This window comes from Thioclava sp. DLFJ4-1, assembly GCF_002020145.1.
GTDB classification, from domain to species: Bacteria; Pseudomonadota; Alphaproteobacteria; order Rhodobacterales; family Rhodobacteraceae; genus Thioclava; species Thioclava sediminum.
Window position 1 is genome coordinate 305,424 of the sequence record NZ_MPZT01000003.1, and the last position, 16,863, is coordinate 322,286.

General features: G+C 65.0%; 16 protein-coding genes. 12 read left to right on the plus strand and 4 right to left on the minus strand.

Translation table 11 applies throughout. The annotated features are described in order from the left end of the window. Positions 1–17 precede the first annotated feature (17 nt). The 12 genes from uppS (at position 18) to BMI85_RS11390 (ending at position 11,429) form a co-directional block, all read left to right on the plus strand. Positions 18–776 carry a polyprenyl diphosphate synthase gene (gene uppS / locus BMI85_RS11340; RefSeq protein ID WP_093477136.1) on the plus strand — a complete coding sequence of 253 codons (759 nt, stop codon included), beginning with the start codon at positions 18–20 and terminating at the stop codon, positions 774–776. Next, entirely contained in the window at positions 773–1,570 is a 798-nt protein-coding gene (locus BMI85_RS11345; RefSeq protein ID WP_281480950.1) for a phosphatidate cytidylyltransferase, read from the plus strand. The genes uppS and BMI85_RS11345 overlap by 4 nt, the downstream gene beginning before the upstream one ends. A gap of 3 nt (positions 1,571–1,573) precedes the next feature. Continuing rightward, a complete protein-coding gene (gene dxr / locus BMI85_RS11350) occupies positions 1,574–2,752 on the plus strand; it encodes a 1-deoxy-D-xylulose-5-phosphate reductoisomerase (RefSeq protein ID WP_246832545.1) in 1,179 nt (392 codons plus the stop codon). Between the two features lie 3 nt (positions 2,753–2,755). After that, entirely contained in the window at positions 2,756–4,096 is a 1,341-nt protein-coding gene (gene rseP / locus BMI85_RS11355) for an RIP metalloprotease RseP (RefSeq protein WP_246831907.1), read from the plus strand. Between the two features lie 111 nt (positions 4,097–4,207). After that, positions 4,208–4,381 (plus strand): hypothetical protein, encoded by a 174-nt coding sequence (locus tag BMI85_RS21430; protein ID WP_166741394.1) that lies wholly within the window; start codon positions 4,208–4,210, stop codon positions 4,379–4,381. Between the two features lie 289 nt (positions 4,382–4,670). After that, positions 4,671–6,923, plus strand: a complete 2,253-nt coding sequence (gene bamA, locus BMI85_RS11360) for an outer membrane protein assembly factor BamA (RefSeq protein WP_143595060.1) — start codon at positions 4,671–4,673, stop codon at positions 6,921–6,923. A 9-nt stretch (positions 6,924–6,932) separates the two neighbouring features. Beyond that, positions 6,933–7,820 carry an OmpH family outer membrane protein gene (locus BMI85_RS11365; protein ID WP_078601360.1) on the plus strand — a complete coding sequence of 296 codons (888 nt, stop codon included), beginning with the start codon at positions 6,933–6,935 and terminating at the stop codon, positions 7,818–7,820. A gap of 122 nt (positions 7,821–7,942) precedes the next feature. Next, positions 7,943–8,404: a 3-hydroxyacyl-ACP dehydratase FabZ gene (gene fabZ / locus BMI85_RS11370; protein WP_078520753.1), complete on the plus strand. Its 462-nt coding sequence runs from the start codon at positions 7,943–7,945 to the stop codon at positions 8,402–8,404. A gap of 4 nt (positions 8,405–8,408) precedes the next feature. Continuing rightward, positions 8,409–9,206: an acyl-ACP--UDP-N-acetylglucosamine O-acyltransferase gene (lpxA, locus tag BMI85_RS11375; protein WP_078601361.1), complete on the plus strand. Its 798-nt coding sequence runs from the start codon at positions 8,409–8,411 to the stop codon at positions 9,204–9,206. Beyond that, complete coding sequence (lpxI, locus tag BMI85_RS11380) at positions 9,203–10,018, plus strand: UDP-2,3-diacylglucosamine diphosphatase LpxI (RefSeq protein ID WP_078601362.1); 816 nt, start codon at positions 9,203–9,205, stop codon at positions 10,016–10,018. The genes lpxA and lpxI overlap by 4 nt, the downstream gene beginning before the upstream one ends. Next, positions 10,015–11,166 carry a lipid-A-disaccharide synthase gene (lpxB, locus tag BMI85_RS11385; protein ID WP_078601363.1) on the plus strand — a complete coding sequence of 384 codons (1,152 nt, stop codon included), beginning with the start codon at positions 10,015–10,017 and terminating at the stop codon, positions 11,164–11,166. Before lpxI ends, lpxB begins: the two co-directional genes overlap by 4 nt. Continuing rightward, positions 11,166–11,429, plus strand: a complete 264-nt coding sequence (locus BMI85_RS11390) for a hypothetical protein (RefSeq protein ID WP_078601364.1) — start codon at positions 11,166–11,168, stop codon at positions 11,427–11,429. Before lpxB ends, BMI85_RS11390 begins: the two co-directional genes overlap by 1 nt. 21 nt (positions 11,430–11,450) lie before the next feature. On the opposite strand, the gene BMI85_RS11395 is transcribed toward BMI85_RS11390, so the two are convergent. The 4 genes from BMI85_RS11395 to BMI85_RS11410 all read right to left on the minus strand — a co-directional run bounded on the left by BMI85_RS11395 (position 11,451) and on the right by BMI85_RS11410 (position 16,473). After that, positions 11,451–12,821 (minus strand): aspartate aminotransferase family protein, encoded by a 1,371-nt coding sequence (locus tag BMI85_RS11395; RefSeq protein WP_078601365.1) that lies wholly within the window; start codon positions 12,819–12,821, stop codon positions 11,451–11,453. A gap of 46 nt (positions 12,822–12,867) precedes the next feature. Next, complete coding sequence (locus tag BMI85_RS11400; RefSeq protein ID WP_078601366.1) at positions 12,868–14,343, minus strand: NAD-dependent succinate-semialdehyde dehydrogenase; 1,476 nt, start codon at positions 14,341–14,343, stop codon at positions 12,868–12,870. 102 nt (positions 14,344–14,445) lie between these two features. Beyond that, positions 14,446–14,928 (minus strand): Lrp/AsnC family transcriptional regulator, encoded by a 483-nt coding sequence (locus BMI85_RS11405; protein ID WP_075775114.1) that lies wholly within the window; start codon positions 14,926–14,928, stop codon positions 14,446–14,448. A 69-nt stretch (positions 14,929–14,997) separates the two neighbouring features. Beyond that, entirely contained in the window at positions 14,998–16,473 is a 1,476-nt protein-coding gene (locus BMI85_RS11410; protein ID WP_210402345.1) for an MFS transporter, read from the minus strand. Positions 16,474–16,863 lie beyond the last annotated feature (390 nt).

Here is a 16,863-nt window from a genome sequence, read left to right on the forward strand (position 1 = left end):
AAAGGATCACATTGCCGATGGCCCCTAGCATTCCCGATATCGCCCAGACCCCGCAGGGGCACGAGGGGGGCGCCCCGGCGCCGCTGCATGTCGCGATCATCATGGATGGCAACGGGCGGTGGGCCACCCAGCGGGGCTGGCCGCGTCTGGCCGGTCACCGCAAGGGGGCCGAGCAGATCAAGAAGGTCGTGCAGGCCGCGCCCGATCTCGGCATCCGCTACATGACGATCTACGCCTTCTCGACGGAGAACTGGAAGCGCTCGACGCAGGAAGTTCTGGGGTTGATGAAGATGTTCCGGCTGATGATCAAACGCGAGGCGGCGGAGCTGTCGCGGCAGGGCGTCGAGCTGCGCTTTATCGGCGACCGCACGCCGCTCGACCCGCTGCTGCGCGAGACGATGGACGCGATCGAGACCCGCACCAAGGGCAATTCGAAGCTGACGCTCGCGGTTGCGATCAATTACGGCGGCCGCGACGAGTTGAAACGCGCAGCCCAGTCGATTGCGCGCGACGTCGCCGAGGGCAAGATCACGGCCGACGAGGTGGACGAAGCGATGATCTCGTCGCGGCTCGACAGCGCGGGCATGCCCGATCCCGATCTGGTGATCCGCAGCTCGGGCGAGACGCGGACCTCGAATTTCCTGCCGTGGCAGGCGGCCTACTCGGAATATGAATTCACGCCGACGCTCTGGCCCGATTTCACGCCGGACGAGCTGTCCGACATTCTCGATCGGTTTGCCGGGCGCGAGCGGCGCTTCGGCGGGGTTGCCTCGTGACGGAGACGCCGCGGACCGGCAAATGGGGCGATCTCGTCCCGCGGCTCGCCTCCGGGCTTGCGATGGTCGCGATCGGTCTCGCCGCGATCTGGTGGGGCGGTCCGGTCTTCGCGGCGCTCTCGGTGCTCGTGACGGGTCTGATGATCTGGGAACTCACCGCGATGCTGCGCCCCGAACGCCCCGGCAAGGCGGTCGGTCTGGGGCTGGTCGCGGCGGCTGCGCTGACTTTCGTCTTGGCGATCCATGAGCCTTATGGCCTGCTTTATCTGCTGATCGTGCCGATCATGGCGGCGGTGATCTGCACCGGACGGCGCTGGCTTGGCGCGGGCTATGCGCTGGCGATCATGCTGACCGGCTATGGGCTTGTCGCGTTGCGTGAAGGGGCAGGGCTCGGCGCGATCACATGGATCGTCGCGGTGGTCGTTGTCTCTGATATCATGGGATATTTCGTGGGCCGCACGATGGGCGGGCCGAAATTCTGGCCCAAGGTCAGCCCGAAGAAGACATGGTCGGGCACGGTCGGCGGCTGGGTCGGTGCGGCGCTCGTGGGCTTTCTCTTCGCCCAGATGGGCGGCGGGCTCGCGATGATCTGGATCTCGCCGCTTCTGGCCTTCGCAGGCCAGCTGGGCGATATCGCCGAAAGCGCGATCAAGCGCGCGACTGGCGTGAAGGACAGCTCCTCGCTGATCCCGGGCCATGGCGGCGTGCTGGATCGGTTCGACGCGCTGACCGGCGCGGTCGTGTTCCTGATGCTGATTTCGCAGGTGATGACCCTGCCGCTGACGGAAGGCTGAACGATGCGGAAGGTTTCGGTCTTCGGGGCGACCGGCTCGATCGGGGAAAGCTGCTTTGATCTGCTGATGGCGCAGGGCGGGGCGGAGGCCTACGACGTGGTCGCGCTGAGCGCGGGCCGCAATGTCGCGCGACTGGCCGAACAGGCCGTGGCGCTGAAAGCCGATCTGGCCGTGACCGCGTTCGACGAATGTCTACCCGCGTTGCGCGATGCGCTGGCCGGAACCGGGATTGAAGTCGCTGCTGGACCGCAGGCGCTGATCGAGGCGGCCTATCGTCCGGCCGATTGGGTTCTGTCGGGGATCGTCGGCGCGGCGGGGCTCGCGCCCGGCTTCGCGGCGCTCTCGCAAGGCGCGACGCTGGCGCTGGCAAACAAGGAATCTCTGGTGACCGCGGGCCCCTTGCTGATGGCCGAGGCGCGCGCGCATGGCGCGACGATCCTGCCGGTCGACAGCGAGCATTCCGCGATTTTCCAAGGGCTCGTAGGCGAGGATATCGCCGCGGTCGAGCGGGTGATCATCACCGCCTCGGGCGGCGCGTTTCGCGACTGGCCGATGGAGAAACTCGCCCATGCCACGGTGGCCGAGGCCTCGGCGCATCCGAACTGGGACATGGGGCAGCGGATCACGATCGACTCCGCGTCGATGTTTAACAAAGCTCTGGAAGTCATTGAGGCAAAAGAGTTCTTCGGCTTCGCGCCGGAGCAGATCGAAGTCCTCGTCCATCCGCAGAGCATCGTCCATTCGCTGGTCGGGTTCCACGATGGCGGGCTGATGGCGCATATGGGCGTGCCTGACATGCGCCACGCGATCGGCTATGCGCTCAACTGGCCCGCGCGAAAACCTCTGCCGGTCGAGAAGCTCGACTTGGCGAAGATCGGACAGCTCGATTTCCGCACCCCGGATCTGGAGCGGTTCCCCGCGCTGCGGCTGGCGCACGAGGTGATGGAAACGGGCGGTCTGGCGGGCACCGTGTTCAACGCCGCCAAGGAAGTCGCGCTCGATCTGTTCATCGCGGGCCGGATCGGATTTCTCGACATGGCCACGCTGGTCGAGAGAGTTCTGGGCGAGATGTCGCGGGACCAGGGTCTTGGAATCGCCGCAAAAGACCTCGATATGGTTCTGAGCTGCGACGCCGAAGCGCGGGCGCGCGCGATGGCGATTTGTGAACACGGAAGGATCTGAGTTTTGGACCTGCTGCCCCAATTCGGCAATCTGCTCTATACCGTGGTGGCCTTCGTCGTCGCGCTCTCGATCATCGTCGCGGTGCATGAATACGGCCATTACATCATCGGGCGGATTTCCGGGATCAAGGCGGAGGTCTTCTCGCTCGGCTTCGGGCCGAAGCTGATCAGCCGCGTCGACAAGCATGGCACGCGCTGGCAGATCGCCGCCGTGCCGCTTGGCGGCTACGTCAAGTTTCTGGGCGATGCGAATGCGGCCTCTGCCGGGGTCGATTCCGAGGAAATGGCCCATCTGAGCCCCGAGGAACGCCGCCACACGATGCATGGCGCGCCGCTTTGGGCACGCGCGGCCACCGTGGCGGCCGGGCCGGTCTTCAACTTCATCCTGTCGATCTGCGTGATCGCGGGGCTGAGCCTCTGGACGGGGCAGGCGACCGACACGCCCGCGATCCAGACTGTCGTGGCGCTGCCCGGCGGCTCGGGCGATCTGCAGCAGGGCGACGTAATCGATGCGGTGGCGGGCAAGCCTACGCCGGATTATCAGGCGCTCTCCGATGTGGTCGATCAGCTGCCCGCAGGGCCGACGCTCGATTACACCGTGACCCGCGACGGCAGCAAAACCGACGCGACGGGGCCGCAACTTTTCCCGGCGCGGTTTGCAGGCGTTCAGCCGGGCTCTGCCGCCTATGATGCCGGGCTGCGCGCGGGCGATGTGATCACCGCGATCGACGGCAAGCCGGTCTATCGCTTCGTCGATCTGCAGGACGCGGTGAAGGCGGGCGAGGGCAAGGCGGTCTCGCTCGATATCTGGCGGCCCGAGGGCGATGGCGGCGAGACCTTCTCCGTGACGCTGGCGCCGCGCCGCACCGATCTGCCGGTGGGCGACGGGCAGTTCGAGACGCGCTTCCTGATCGGGGCGACGGGTTCGTTCATGTTCGAGCCGGTGACGCAATCGGTCGGTCCGGTCGATGCGCTGCTGGGCGGTGCAAGACAGACCTGGGGCATCATCACGCAATCGGTCTCGGGCATTCAGGCGATGATCGCGCAGCGGATTTCGAGCTGTAACCTGACCGGCGCGCTGCGCATTGCCGAGACCTCGGCGGCGGCGGCGAAATCGGGCGTGCTCGATTTCATCTGGTTCATTGCGGTGCTCTCGACGGCGGTGGGCTTCCTGAACCTCTTCCCGATCCCGGTGCTCGATGGCGGGCATCTGATGTTCCACCTCTACGAGGCGATCACGGGCAAGCCGCCCTCCGATCAGCTGATGAACGTCTTCATGTCGATCGGGCTGGCGCTGGTGCTGACGCTGATGGTCTTCGGGCTGTGGAACGATCTGACCTGCTGAGCGGGGCCGTGACGGCGGTGGCGGCCCAGATTTCGCCACAATTGCCTCGCAATGCGGTCATGAAGACAGGGTAGGGAACTCTTAGCGCAAATCGCGCGAAGGAGACCGCTCATGTCCGAGATCATCGCGCATCACTATCGCGAACTTCGCCCGTTGGTGGAAATCGTCGGGGATCGGCTGCTGTTCATCGCAGCGGTTCTGGTCGCGCTGTTCGGCGCGGCGCTGATCGGCATTCAATTGATCGACATTCTCGGCGGCGACGCTTCCAGCTTCCAGCGCATCTGAGCCGGTCCGAAAAGGGCACGAAACGCCCGCAAAACCCGTTCATCTTCGATCCCGGGGCCGCCTTCGCGGCCCTTTCTTTCGTGGCAAGATGATCGCGCTCCACAAAATCTCGGGTCTGAGCCCCCATCCCAGCTTTGACATCGCTTACGCCCTTCGGTACGACCCTTATCAAAGGGAAAAAGTGAACTTCCGGCGGGAGAGGGCGATGTCTATGAGCGTGCAAACTATGCTGAGACTCTGTGCGACGCGAAAGGCACTGCGGGCCAGCGTAGTATTTCCAGCAGTTGCAATGAGTTGCCTTGCGGTTCCCGTGATCGCTCAGGCGCAGCAATACAGTTTCTCCCAGGTGGTGATCACCGGTAACGAGCGCGTCGACGCGGCGACGATTCTGTCCTTCGCCAGAATCGCCCGTAATCAGGCCGTCACCGCCGCCGATCTCAATGCCGCTTACCAGCGTTTGACGAATTCCGGCCTGTTCGAGAATGTGGCGATCACGCCGCAGGGCAACACGCTCAAGATCGCCGTGACCGAATATCCGACGATCAGCGTGATCAATTTCGAAGGCAACAAGATCATCAAGGACGAGCAGCTCGCCACGATCATTCAGGCGAAGCCGAACCGCGTCTACAATCCCGCCCAGATCGAAGCCGACGCCCAGCGTCTGGCGCGCGCCTATTCCGAGGATGGCCGCATGGCCGCCCGCGTCGTGCCGAAGGTCATTCGCCGCGACAATAACCGCGTCGACGTCGCCTTCGAGATCAAGGAAGGCAAGGTCACCTCGATCGAGCGTGTGACCTTCACCGGCAACCGCTCCTATTCGGACCGTCGTCTGCGTCAGGTGCTCGAGACGAAGCAGGCGGGGATCTTCCGCACTTTCGTGAAGAACGACACGTTCAACGCGAACCGGATCCCGGTGGACCGTCAGAAGCTGATCGATTTCTATCAGGCGCGTGGCTACAAGAATGTGCAGGTCACCGGTGTGTCCTCGCAGATGTCGCGCCAGCGCGATGCGTTCTTCATGACCTTCAACATCATCGAAGGGCAGAAATACCACTTCAACTCGATCAACACGACATCCGAGATCGACGGGGTCGCGCCTGACGATTTCGCGCCGCTTACCAAGATCCGCCAAGGGCAGACCTTCTCGCCGAAAGCGATCGAACTGGCCGTGACCCGGATGGAGCAGCTTGCGATCAAGAAGGGCATCCAATTCGCCCGCGTCGAGCCGCGCATCACCCAGGACCCGCGCACGCAGTCGGTCAATGTCGATTTCGTGCTGGTCCGTGGCCCGCGCGTCTTCGTGCAGCGCATCGACATCGAGGGCAACACCGCGACGCTCGACCGGGTGGTCCGGCGCGAGTTCCGGACGGTTGAAGGCGACCCCTACAACCCGCGTGAGATCTCGAACGCCGCCGACCGCATCCGCGGCACCGGCTACTTCAAGTCGGTCGACGTGAACACGAAGCCGGGCAGCAGCTCCGATCAGGTCGTGGTGGACGTGAATGTCGAAGAGCAGCCCACCGGCTCGCTTGGTTTCGGCGCCTCCTATTCGAATTCGGACGGGATCGGTTTCAACGCCTCGTTGGAAGAGAAGAACTTCCTCGGTCGCGGGCAGTATCTCGGCGTGTCGATCGGCACGACCAAGGACAATAACAGCTCCAGCTTCCGGTTCATCGAGCCGGCGTTCCTCGGACGTGACGTGGCGCTGAAGTTCTCGGCCGCCTATGCGACCTCGAGCTCGGCGTCGAACACCGCTTACGACACGCGCCGCATCAGCGTCGAGCCGGCACTGGAATTCCCGGTCTCCGAGCGCGGCCGTCTGCAGGTGAGCTACAAGATCGGCGAAGACACGTTGAACAACGTGCCGAGCGACTCCTCGGCAATCCTGCTGAACGAAGAAGCCGACAAGGGCACGCAGCGTTACAGCGGCCCGGGTCTGCGCTACAGCTATGATACCGCGCGCGAACAGATCGACCCGCGCTTCACCTGGCGGTTCAACGTCGATCAGCAGTTCTGGGGCGTCGGCGGCGACGTGAAAGGCGGCCAGACCACCGCGAAGATCGTCGGCGAGCGCAAGATCTTCAACGAGGAAGCGACGTTGCGCGCCTCGCTCGAAGGCGGCGCGGTCGATGCCACAGACGGTTCGACGATCCTGCAACGCTTCTCGGGCAGCCAGATCCGCGGCTTCGAGAGCTACGGCATCGGTCCGCGTGACCTCAATGCGGGCAATACCGACGCGCTCGGCGGCAATTACTACTGGGTCGGCAAGGTCGAAGCGGAATTCCCGATCGGTCTGCCCGAGGAATACGGCATCACCGGCGGCGTGTTCTGGGACGTGGGCTCGGTCTGGGGTCTGGACGACACGACCGGGACCGGCGGCAACGAAGTCGACGACTCGATGCATGTCCGCTCGGCGGTCGGTGTCTCGATCTTCTGGAAATCCGCGATCGGTCCGCTGCGTCTGAACTTCTCGCGGGCGATCAAGAAAGAAAGCTACGACAAGACCCAGAACTTCGATCTGTCGCTTTCCACGCAGTTCTAAGGGCGCGCGATGCGTCTGAGCAGCGTCACCGCTTCCTTCATTGCAGCCGCGCTGGCCTTCGGGCCCGGCGCGGCTGTCGCGCAATCGGCGGTGCAGACGCCCCACACGCAGGCGCCCGCAGCCGGGCCGCGCGTCCAGCAAAGCGCGGTCCTCACCCTCGATTGGGAGCGGCTCTACGACAACTCGCTGTGGGGCAAGCGGGTGCAATCCGAGATCGAGGCCGCTTCGAGCGCGCTGCGCAAGGAAAACGACCGGATCGCCAGTCAGCTCGAGGCGGAAGAGCGCAAGCTCACCGAGGAGCGGCTGACGATGCCCTCGGATGAGTTCCAGCAAGCCGCCGATGCCTTCGACACGCGGGCGACCGATATCCGCAAGGCCCAGAAGGCCAAGGCCGATGCGATCCAGCGCCAGTTGAATCAGGAACACCAGACCTTCGTGCAGACCGTGGTGCCGCTGCTCGACGAGGTGCTGAAGGCGCGCGGCGCAGTCGTGGTGCTCGATTCCCGCGCGATCATTCGCGGGCTCGCGCAGGCCGATGTAACGTCCGAACTGGGCGCGCGGGTCGACAAGGAAATCGGTGACGGGGCCGGGCGCGTGACGCCGTTGGTTCCGCCGACGTCGAACGGGAACTCGGCGGATGCGGCTCGAGGTGCGCCCGCGACGCCGGACCAGCCTGGTTCGAACCAGCCCGCTTCGGGCCAATCGTCAAGCGGCGCAGACCCGGATCAAAGCGGCGAGGCGGGTGTATTTGTCGACAGCAGCCCCAACTCCGCAGGCAAATCGGGCGGCAATTCCACGCTCGACGGCGCGACACGAGATGCGCCGGGGCTGCCGCTTGGTCTGCCGGTCGAAGATAACAATCAGGTTGCGCCGACCGACACCGCACCAGCGCAATAGCAGACGCGCGCTGCTTGCCAAGCGGGGCCGCGATTGCTAGCAACAATCCAAAAGCGATGATCGCGTGATGCGGCAAATTGATACCGCCGCAGGCGCAGTGCGCCCAAGAACGAGGACAGCTCATGACCGAACCCGCCCCCTATACCGAAGCCGATCTGTCGCTCATCAAGCGCATCATTCCGCATCGTTATCCGTTCCTGCTGATCGACAAGGTGCGCGACATTGTCCCGAACAAGGGCGCGGTCGGCATCAAGAACGTCACCGCGAACGAGCCGCATTTCCAGGGCCATTTCCCGGAAGAGCCGATCATGCCCGGCGTCACCATCGTCGAGGCGATGGCGCAGACCTCTGCCGTGGTGGTGGGGATTTCGCTCGACGTGATCGACAAGCCGCTGCTGACCTATTTCATGGGCATCGACAAGTGCAAGTTCCGCCGCAAGGTGGTGCCGGGCGACGTGCTCGAACTGCATGTCACCGTGAAGCGCGGCGGCGGCAAGATTTGGAAATTCGAAGGCCGGGGTACGGTGAATGGTGAATTGGCTGCCGAAGCCGAGTTCACCGCCATGATGGACCTTCAGGGCTGAATGCATGAGCATTGACCCAAGCGCGCAGATCCACGCGTCCGCGGTGATCGAAACCGGCGCGGTGATCGGTCCGGACTGCCGGATCGGCCCGTTCTGCGTGGTCGGCCCCGAGGTCGTGCTGGGCCGGGGCGTCTCGCTGCAAAGCCATGTCGTGCTGCAGGGTGCGACGGAGATCGGCGAGGAGACGCAGATCTTTCCCTTCGCCTCACTGGGGCAGATCCCGCAGGATCTCAAATTCAAGGGCGAGAAGACGCGGCTCAAGATCGGCAAGCGCAACCGCATCCGCGAATACGTCACGATGAACACCGGGACGGATGGCGGCGGCGGGCTCACTCAGGTGGGTGATGAAGGGCTGTTCATGTCGTCCTGCCATGTCGGGCATGACTGCAAGATCGGCGACCGTGTGATCCTTGTGAATTCCGTGGCGCTCGCGGGGCATTGTCAGCTCGAGGATGACGTCATCGTCGGCGGTCTGTCGGGCGTGCACCAGTTCGTCCGGATCGGGCGCGGCGCGATCATCGGTGCGCTGTCGATGGTGACGGCGGATGTGATCCCGCATGCCTTGGTGGCAGGACCGCGCGCGGGGCTCGAAGGGTTGAACCTCGTGGGGCTGAAGCGTCGTGGCACGCCGCGCGAGGAAATCACGTCGCTGCGTAAAACCGTCGAGGCGCTCGGTCAGGGCAGCTTCCGCGAAAGCGCGCGAACCCTCTCGGAAGAGGGCGTCGAGGGCGAATTGGCGCGCGAAGTGCTCGATTTCATCCTCGGTCCGTCCGACCGCAGCTTCCTGACGCCCGGCAAATGAGCGGGGGCACGCATACCGCGCTGATCGCCGGGGCTGGCCGTCTGCCTGCGATCCTGACCGAGGCCGCACCGGATATTCTGGTTTGCGAAATGATCGGGGCGCCTTGCGATCTGGACGGCGAGCATCTGCGCTTTCGGATCGAGCGTCTGGTGCCGTTTCTCGACGAACTGGCCGATCGCGGGATCGAGCGGGTGGTGTTCGCAGGCGCGATGCAGCGTCCGGCAATCGATCCCGAGCAGTTCGATCCCCGCTCGGCGCAGCTGGTGCCGCGGCTCGCGATGGCGATGCAGGCAGGCGACGATGCGACGCTGCGCGCGGTGATCGAAGTCTTCGAGGAGTTCGATCTAGAGGTCGTGGGCGCGCATGAGATCGCGCCCGCGCTGCTGCCCGAGGCGGGCGTACTGTGCGGCAAGCCGTCCGTCGTGGACGAAGAAGACGCCGAGCGTGGGGCCGAAATCGTGGCCGCGCTTGGGGCGTCGGATATCGGTCAGGGCGCGGTCGTCGGGCGCGGGCTTTGCCTTGCGGTCGAGACCCTGCCGGGTACCGATGCGATGCTGGAATTCGTGCAGCACCACAAAGGCTTGCGCGGCGATCTTAAAGCGGTGAAAGGGGTCTTCTACAAGGCGCCGAAACCCGATCAGGACCGTCGTGCCGATCTGCCTGCCATCGGCGTCGAGACGGTCAAGAACGCCGCCGCCGCTGGCCTTTCAGGGATCGCTTTCGAGGCGGGCGGCGTGATGCTCTTGGACCGCGACGCGGTCATCGAGGCCGCCGAGGCAGCGGGCCTCTTTCTTTGGGCGCGAGCGTCATGAGGCTCTACGTCATCGCGGGCGAGGCATCGGGCGACAAGCTCGGCGGCGCCCTGATGGCGGGGATCAACGGGCTTGCGCCGGGCGTGGACTGGTCCGGCATCGGCGGCGAGGAAATGGGCGCACAGGGGCTGACCAGCCTTTTCCCGATGGAAGAACTGTCGGTCATGGGGCTTATGGAGGTCCTGCCGAAATACCGCCATCTGAAACGGCGCATCGCCGAGACGGCGGATCATGTGATCGAGAGCGGTGCCGAAGCGCTGATCACCATCGACAGCCCCGATTTCTGCCTCCGCGTGGCACGGCTGGTGAAGGAAAAGCGCTCTGATCTCAAGGTGATCCACTATGTCGCGCCGTCGGTCTGGGCGTGGCGTCCGGGGCGCGCGGCGAAGATGGCGCAGGTGGTCGATCATGTCCTCGCGCTGCTGCCCTTCGAGCCGCCCTATATGGAAGCCGCCGGGATGAGCTGCGATTTTGTGGGCCATCCCGTCGTGGCCGAACCGCGCGCGACCGGGGCCGATGCCGCTGCCTTCCGCGAGACCCATATGATCGGCGAAGACCAACCGCTCGCGCTGTGTCTGCCGGGCTCGCGGCGCGGCGAGGTCAAGCGGCTTGGGGCGCGCTTCGACGAGGCGCTGATGCAGCTGCGCGACCGCGAGCCGGGGCTGCGGGTGGTGCTGCCGACGGTGCGGGGCGTCGCGCCGATGGTGCGCGAGATGACGGCGCGCTGGCCGGTCGCGCCGATCGTGGTCGAGAATGCCGATGACAAGCGCGCGGCCTTTGCCGCCGCCGATATCGCGCTGGCGGCCTCGGGCACGGTCAGTCTGGAGCTGGCGGCGAACCGGGTGCCGATGGTGATCGCCTATGACGCGAATTTCCTGACCTGGCACGTGATCTCGCGGATGCTCAAGGTCGACACGGTGACGCTGGTCAATCTGGTCTCCGAGACGCGGGTGATCCCGGAATTCCTCGGGCCCGACTGCAAGCCGCGTGACATCTCGGCGAAGATGCTGGAATTGCTGGAAGAAGACGCGGCCCGAGACGAGCAGATGGTCGCGATGGAAGAGGTGATGCGCCGTTTGGGCGAGGGCGGCGAGCCGCCCGGTCTGCGCGCGGCGCGTTCGGTTCTGGAGTTTCTCGGGAGGGCGTGATGCGCGTCTTTTTGACTGTTTTTCTGACAATCTGGGCCGGGGCCGCCTTGGCCGAGACCGATCCCGCGCAGCTTTTTGCGCAATCCTGCGGGCGCTGTCATCGCGATGCTGTCAGGATGGTCGCAAAGATCGACTGGACTGCAGATATGCAAACGCCCGAGGCGCGGCGCGACTGGTTCGACGGTTTCATGGTGCGTCACCATTCGCCCGATGCAGACAGCCGCGCGGCGATTGCCGAATGGCTGGCAGGGTTCGCCTCGTAAGACGACCCCTGCCGAGGGGCCTTAGCCCAGAACCGATTTCACGGCATCGGCGGTGACTTCGACGATCTTGTCGGCCTCCGCCTCGGTGAGGCACAGCGGCGGGGCAAGGCCGAGGATGTCGCCCTGCGGCATCGCGCGCCCGATCACGCCACGCTCGACCATCGCGCCCGCGATCTTCGCGCCGATCTTGTCGGAGGCGTCGAAGAAGCTGCGGTTGTCGCGATCGGCCATGAATTCCACCGCGCAGAGCATCCCTTCGCCGCGGATATCGCCGACATTCGCGTGCTCGCCGATGGCGGCGCGCATCTGGTCATTGAGGTATTTGCCGACCGAGCCCGCATTCTCGACGAGGCCCAGCTTGTCGATCAGTTCGAGGTTCGCGACACCGGCCGCCGCCCCGATCGGGTGCGCCGAGTAGGTCCAGCCGTGACCGATCGGGCCGTTCTCGTCGGTGCCTTGCTCGAGCACTTTCCACATCTTGTCGCTCACAATCGTGCCCGAGAGCGGCGCATAGGCCGAGGTCAGGCCTTTCGCGATGGTGATCAGGTCGGGCTTCATGCCGTAGTGATCCGAGCCGAACATAGCACCCAGACGCCCGAAGCCGGTCACGACTTCATCGGCGATCAGCAGGATGTCGTATTTGTTCAGCACCTTCTGGATCGCTTCCCAGTAACCGGCCGGCGGGGGCACGATGCCACCGGTGCCCAGAACCGGCTCGCCGATGAAGGCGGCGATGGTGTCTGGGCCTTCGCGTTCGATCAGCTGCTCCAGCTCGGACGCGCAATAGGCGGTGAAGGCCTCTTCCGACATCGCCTCATCGGGGCGGCGGAAGTAATAGGGTGCCTCGGTGTGGACGACCTGGCTCAGCGGCAGGTCGAACTTCTTGTGGAACAGTTCCAGACCCGTCAGAGAACCGGTCATCAGGCCTGAGCCGTGATAGCCGCGCCAGCGCGAGATGATCTTCTTCTTCTCGGGGCGGTTCAGGATGTTGTTGTAATACCAGACCAGCTTGATGTTGGTCTCGTTCGCATCCGAGCCCGACAGGCCGAAATAGACCTTCGACATGTGATCGGGCGCACGGTCGAGGACCATATGCGCCAGCGTGATCGAGGCTTCCGTGCCGTGGCCGACATAGGCGTGGTAATAGGCCAGCTCCTTCGCCTGCTCGGCGATGGCCTCGGAGATCTCGGTGCGCCCGTAGCCCACGTTCACGCAGTAGAGGCCCGCAAAGGCGTCGAGCAGCTTGTTGCCGTCGCGATCCTCGATGAACACGCCCTTGCCGCCGGTGACGATGCGGTTGGGGGACTCGCCGCGCGCGTGCTGGGCGAGATGCGTCGAGGGGTGGAAGAAGCTTTCGCGATCCCACTTGTCGAGTTGGTCATTGGTCAGCAATTTTCTCTCCTTCTTCTTGTCTTGGGCGTCCGGGCGGGCGGGGGAGTTAACCCCAGTCGCGACAGACGTATTTGATTTCCATGAACTCTTCCATTCCGCGACGCGAGCCTTCGCGGCCCAAGCCCGATTGCTTCATGCCGCCGAACGGGATCGGCGCGCCGGTGACCTTGGTGCGGTTGACCGCGACCATGCCGAATTGCAGCGCGCGGGTGGCGCGGTAGATGCGTTTCGGGTTCTGGCTGTGGACGTAGGCGACGAGGCCGTATTCGGTCGCGTTGGCTTTGGCGAAGACCTCTTCTTCCGTGTCGAAGACGGTGATCGGAGCGACCGGGCCGAAAGTCTCTTCGTGCATGATCTTGGCATTATCAGGCACGTCGGTCAGCACGGTGGGCGCGAAGAACAGCGGGCCACGATCGAGCCGCTTGCCACCGCAGGCCAGTTTCGCGCCTTTTGCGAGCGCGTCGGCCACGTGCTCCTCCTGTTTGGCCACGGCCTTTTCGTTCATCAGCGGGCCGATATCGGGGTCCTCCATGCCGATGCCCACGCTGAGCGCCTGCGTGGCCTCGGTGAAGCGGTGGCAGAATTCGTCATAGACAGGACGCTCGACATAGATCCGGTTCGCGCCGAGGCAGTCTTGGCCGGAGGTTGCGAATTTCGCCTTGATGACTTCCTCGACGGCTTGATCGAGATCGGCCCCCTTGAAGACGATCACCGGGGCATGGCCGCCCAGTTCGAGGACCAGCCGTTTCACGGTCTGAGCCGATTGGCGATAGAGCAGGCGGCCCACTTCGGTCGAGCCGGTGAAGGAGAGCGCGCGGACGCGGGTGTCGTCGCACCACGGCTCGACGATTTCGGGCGCATGGCCGGTCAGCACGTTGAACACGCCTGCGGGCAGACCCGCGCGCTCGGCCAGTTCCGCCAGCGCCAGCGCCGAATAGGGCGTCTCATGCGAGGGGTGCGCGACGACGGTGCAGCCCGCGGCAATCGCGGCGGCGGCCTTGCGCGCCAGCATCGCGGCGGGGAAGTTCCACGGCGTGACGAGGCCCACGACGCCCACGGGTTCGAGCCACAGCTCCACCTCGGCGTCGTGCAGATGCGAGGTGACGCCCTCGATATTCGGCCGCTTGGCCTCTTCGGCGTAATATTCGATGAAGCTCGCCGCGTAGTCGATCTCGCCTAGGGCTTCGCTGAGCGGTTTGCCCTGTTCGAGCACCATGATCCGCGCCAGATCGTCCTTCGCCTCGATGATCAGGTCGAACCAGCGGCGCAGAATGGCGGAGCGTTCCTGCGGCAGCGTCATCGACCAGTCGAGAAAGGCGGCTTGGGCGGCATCGACCGCCGCGCGCGACTGGCTGCGGTTGAGCGTGGTGATATCGCCCAGACGTTCGGCATTGGCGGGGTTGGTGACGGGGATGACCTCGCCCGTCTCGCCCGCGATCCAGCGACCGTTCACATAGGAAAAGCTGCGCAGCAGGCGCTTGTCGGCGATATCGGGGCGGGCGGAAATGGCGGTATCGAGCATGAGAGACCTCCTTGGTTGAGATCACTCTGCGCCCGATTTCACAGGGTAATAGTCCGAATGGACTGCGCGCACCCCGGATTTGGGCTGAAATAGCGCCGTCCGTCAGTCCATTTGGTCTGCGAAGAGGTCGAAGGGGGGCATGGCGGCGTTCTTCACCTCTTTCGTGACGATATAGGTGAAGTAGCGCGCGATGCCGATCCGCGCGTCCAGCATCGAGTCGATGAGCCGCTGATAGGCGTCGATGTCGCGGGTCACGATCTGCATCAGATAGTCGAATCCGCCGCCCAAAGCCCAGCAGCCCACGACCTCGGGGTGCTGATCGAGCGAGCGCTCGAAGGTCTGGAAACTGGCGGCGGTGTGATCGGCCAGTTCTGCGGCCACGAACAGCGTCACATGCGGCCCGAGCTTCTTGAGGTTGAAGGTCGCGCGATAGCCCGCGATCAGGCCCGCTTTCTCCAGCTTTTTCAGCCGGTCCCAGGCGGGCGTGGGCGAGAGGTTGATCTTCTCGGCCAGCGCCGCCTTGGTGATGCGGCCCTCGCGCGCCAGCACGCGCAGAATTTCGATATCGCGGGGGTCGAGCTTGATCATGGCGCCACGCTACACCGGGTTAACGCCCTGCGCATCCCCGATTTTTCGGGTCCGGTGCAGCACTGCTCATTCGGCTGGTTCACGTTGCTTGGATTGCGGCGCGCGGAAGCGCTCCTTGGCCGAACCGTAGGGCTCCACCGTCCGGCGTTTGCGGCGCAGCCCGTCGGCATCGCCCCGGCGCAGGCGGAGGAAATAGAGCGCCGAGAGCGGCCCCGTCGCGCCCGCAATCGCAAAGCCCCAGAGGAAGGCGTGGATCGGGATCACCTCGGCCCCGGTGGTGGTCGCCGCCGACCCTGCGGTCAGCTCCAGTACGACGCCCGCCAGCGCGATGCCGAGCGCGAGCGAGACCTGACGGCTCATCGCGGTGAACGCGGTGGCAGGGCTCATCTCGCGCGTATCGAGATCGGCGAACCCGATGGAGTTGATCGCGGTGAAGACGACCGATTGCGCGGCGCCGCCGATCAGCAGAAGCGGGATCAGCTGCCAGTCATGGATGCTCGTCACGGTGAGAAAACCGAAGATCGTCGCGCCCCGGATCACCGCCGCCCAGATCATCACCCATTTGAAGCCGAACCGGTCGAGGATGCGCGGCACGAAGGTCCGCAGGCTGACCGCGCCCACCGCGTTCAGACCCGTCAGCGCGCCCGAGACCATCACCGAGGCCCCGAGCCCGAGCTGGAAGAACAGCGGCAGCAGCAGTGAGATCGCCCCGTTCGACAGCCGGAAGATCAGCCCACCGGTGATCGAGACATCGAAAGTGCGGTGCCGGAACAGCCGCAGATCGAGAAGTGGCTCCTCCGTGTTGCGCGCGCGGAGCCAGTAGAGCACCAGAAGCGCCACACCCGCGACGCTGAGGCCCGCAGCTGCTTGCCAGGGCAGGATATGCTCGCCCAGCGCGGAGAACCCGGTCATCACCGCCGCCAGCCCCACGGCGGACAGCAGGAATCCCGGGAAATCGAACGGTTTCGGCTCGGGCGGGCCGTCGGCGGGCATGTGGCGTAGCGTCAGCCAGATCGCCAGTGCGCCCAGCGGCAGGTTCATCAGGAAGATCGAGCGCCAGCCGAGGAAGGTCGTCACCGTCGCCCCCACGAAGGGGCCCAGCGCCGGGCCGATCAGCGCGGGCAGGGTGACATAGACCATCGCGCGGGTCATCTCCTCCTTGGAGGTGTGGCGCAGCACGATCAACCGGCCCACGGGGCTCATCATCGCGGCCCCGATGCCCTGCAGTGCGCGGGCCAGCACCAGCCCCGTCAGGCTCGTCTGGATCGCACAAAGAAGCGAGGCCACGAGAAACACGCCCATCGCCGCGAGAAAGGTCCGCCGCGCCCCGATCCGGTCCGCGATCCAACCCGAGATCGGCACGAAAGCTGCGAGCGCGATCAGATAGGTCGCCATCGCCATCTTGAGCGACAGCACCGGCACCGACAGGTCCCGCGCGATCACCGGGATCGCGGTCGCCAGAACGGTCGCGTCGATCAGCTCCATCAGGAGCGACAGCGCCACCGTCAGCGGAATGATATTGTCTCGAAGCCTGCTCAACATGACCGGCATAGCTAGCACGCAGGCGCACGGAGTCACCCCGCGGCCGCGCGCAGGCTTGCGTGCTCTATCGCGCAGGCAAAGCGGGCAAAGAAAAGCCCCGCCCGAGAGGGGCGGGGAGTTGGGAGTGAAGCGGCCTGCTTCCGGGCAAGAGAGACAGGAGAACCCGGAAGCAGGTCGGTCGGAAACCCGGGCAGGGAGGGGTGGAGAGAGAAAACCCGGCCTTTCCGTATGTCGCGGGGCATCGGCAGTGGACAGCGGTCCCCGGGGGTGGCGTGTCCCGGTTTGCCATCTCGCCTATGCCCTTGCGTCTCGAGATGTGCAGGGTGAACCGATGCAGCAATGCCTCAGTTCCGATATTTCATGCGCCTCCCGCCCATGTGAGATCGGCTC

Bases quoted from the DNA above. Each gene is read 5' to 3' on its own strand.
- bamA (WP_143595060.1), top strand. From the start codon at position 4,671: ATGAGTTGCCTTGCGGTTCCCGTGATCGCTCAGGCGCAGCAATACAGT.
- BMI85_RS11365 (WP_078601360.1), top strand. From the start codon at position 6,933: ATGCGTCTGAGCAGCGTCACCGCTTCCTTCATTGCAGCCGCGCTGGCC.
- BMI85_RS11400 (WP_078601366.1), bottom strand. From the start codon at position 14,343: ATGCTCGATACCGCCATTTCCGCCCGCCCCGATATCGCCGACAAGCGC.
- BMI85_RS11390 (WP_078601364.1), top strand. From the start codon at position 11,166: ATGCGCGTCTTTTTGACTGTTTTTCTGACAATCTGGGCCGGGGCCGCC.
- lpxB (WP_078601363.1), top strand. From the start codon at position 10,015: ATGAGGCTCTACGTCATCGCGGGCGAGGCATCGGGCGACAAGCTCGGC.
- BMI85_RS21430 (WP_166741394.1), top strand. From the start codon at position 4,208: ATGTCCGAGATCATCGCGCATCACTATCGCGAACTTCGCCCGTTGGTG.
- BMI85_RS11410 (WP_210402345.1), bottom strand. From the start codon at position 16,473: ATGTTGAGCAGGCTTCGAGACAATATCATTCCGCTGACGGTGGCGCTG.
- lpxI (WP_078601362.1), top strand. From the start codon at position 9,203: ATGAGCGGGGGCACGCATACCGCGCTGATCGCCGGGGCTGGCCGTCTG.
- dxr (WP_246832545.1), top strand. From the start codon at position 1,574: ATGCGGAAGGTTTCGGTCTTCGGGGCGACCGGCTCGATCGGGGAAAGC.
- fabZ (WP_078520753.1), top strand. From the start codon at position 7,943: ATGACCGAACCCGCCCCCTATACCGAAGCCGATCTGTCGCTCATCAAG.
- uppS (WP_093477136.1), top strand. From the start codon at position 18: ATGGCCCCTAGCATTCCCGATATCGCCCAGACCCCGCAGGGGCACGAG.
- lpxA (WP_078601361.1), top strand. From the start codon at position 8,409: ATGAGCATTGACCCAAGCGCGCAGATCCACGCGTCCGCGGTGATCGAA.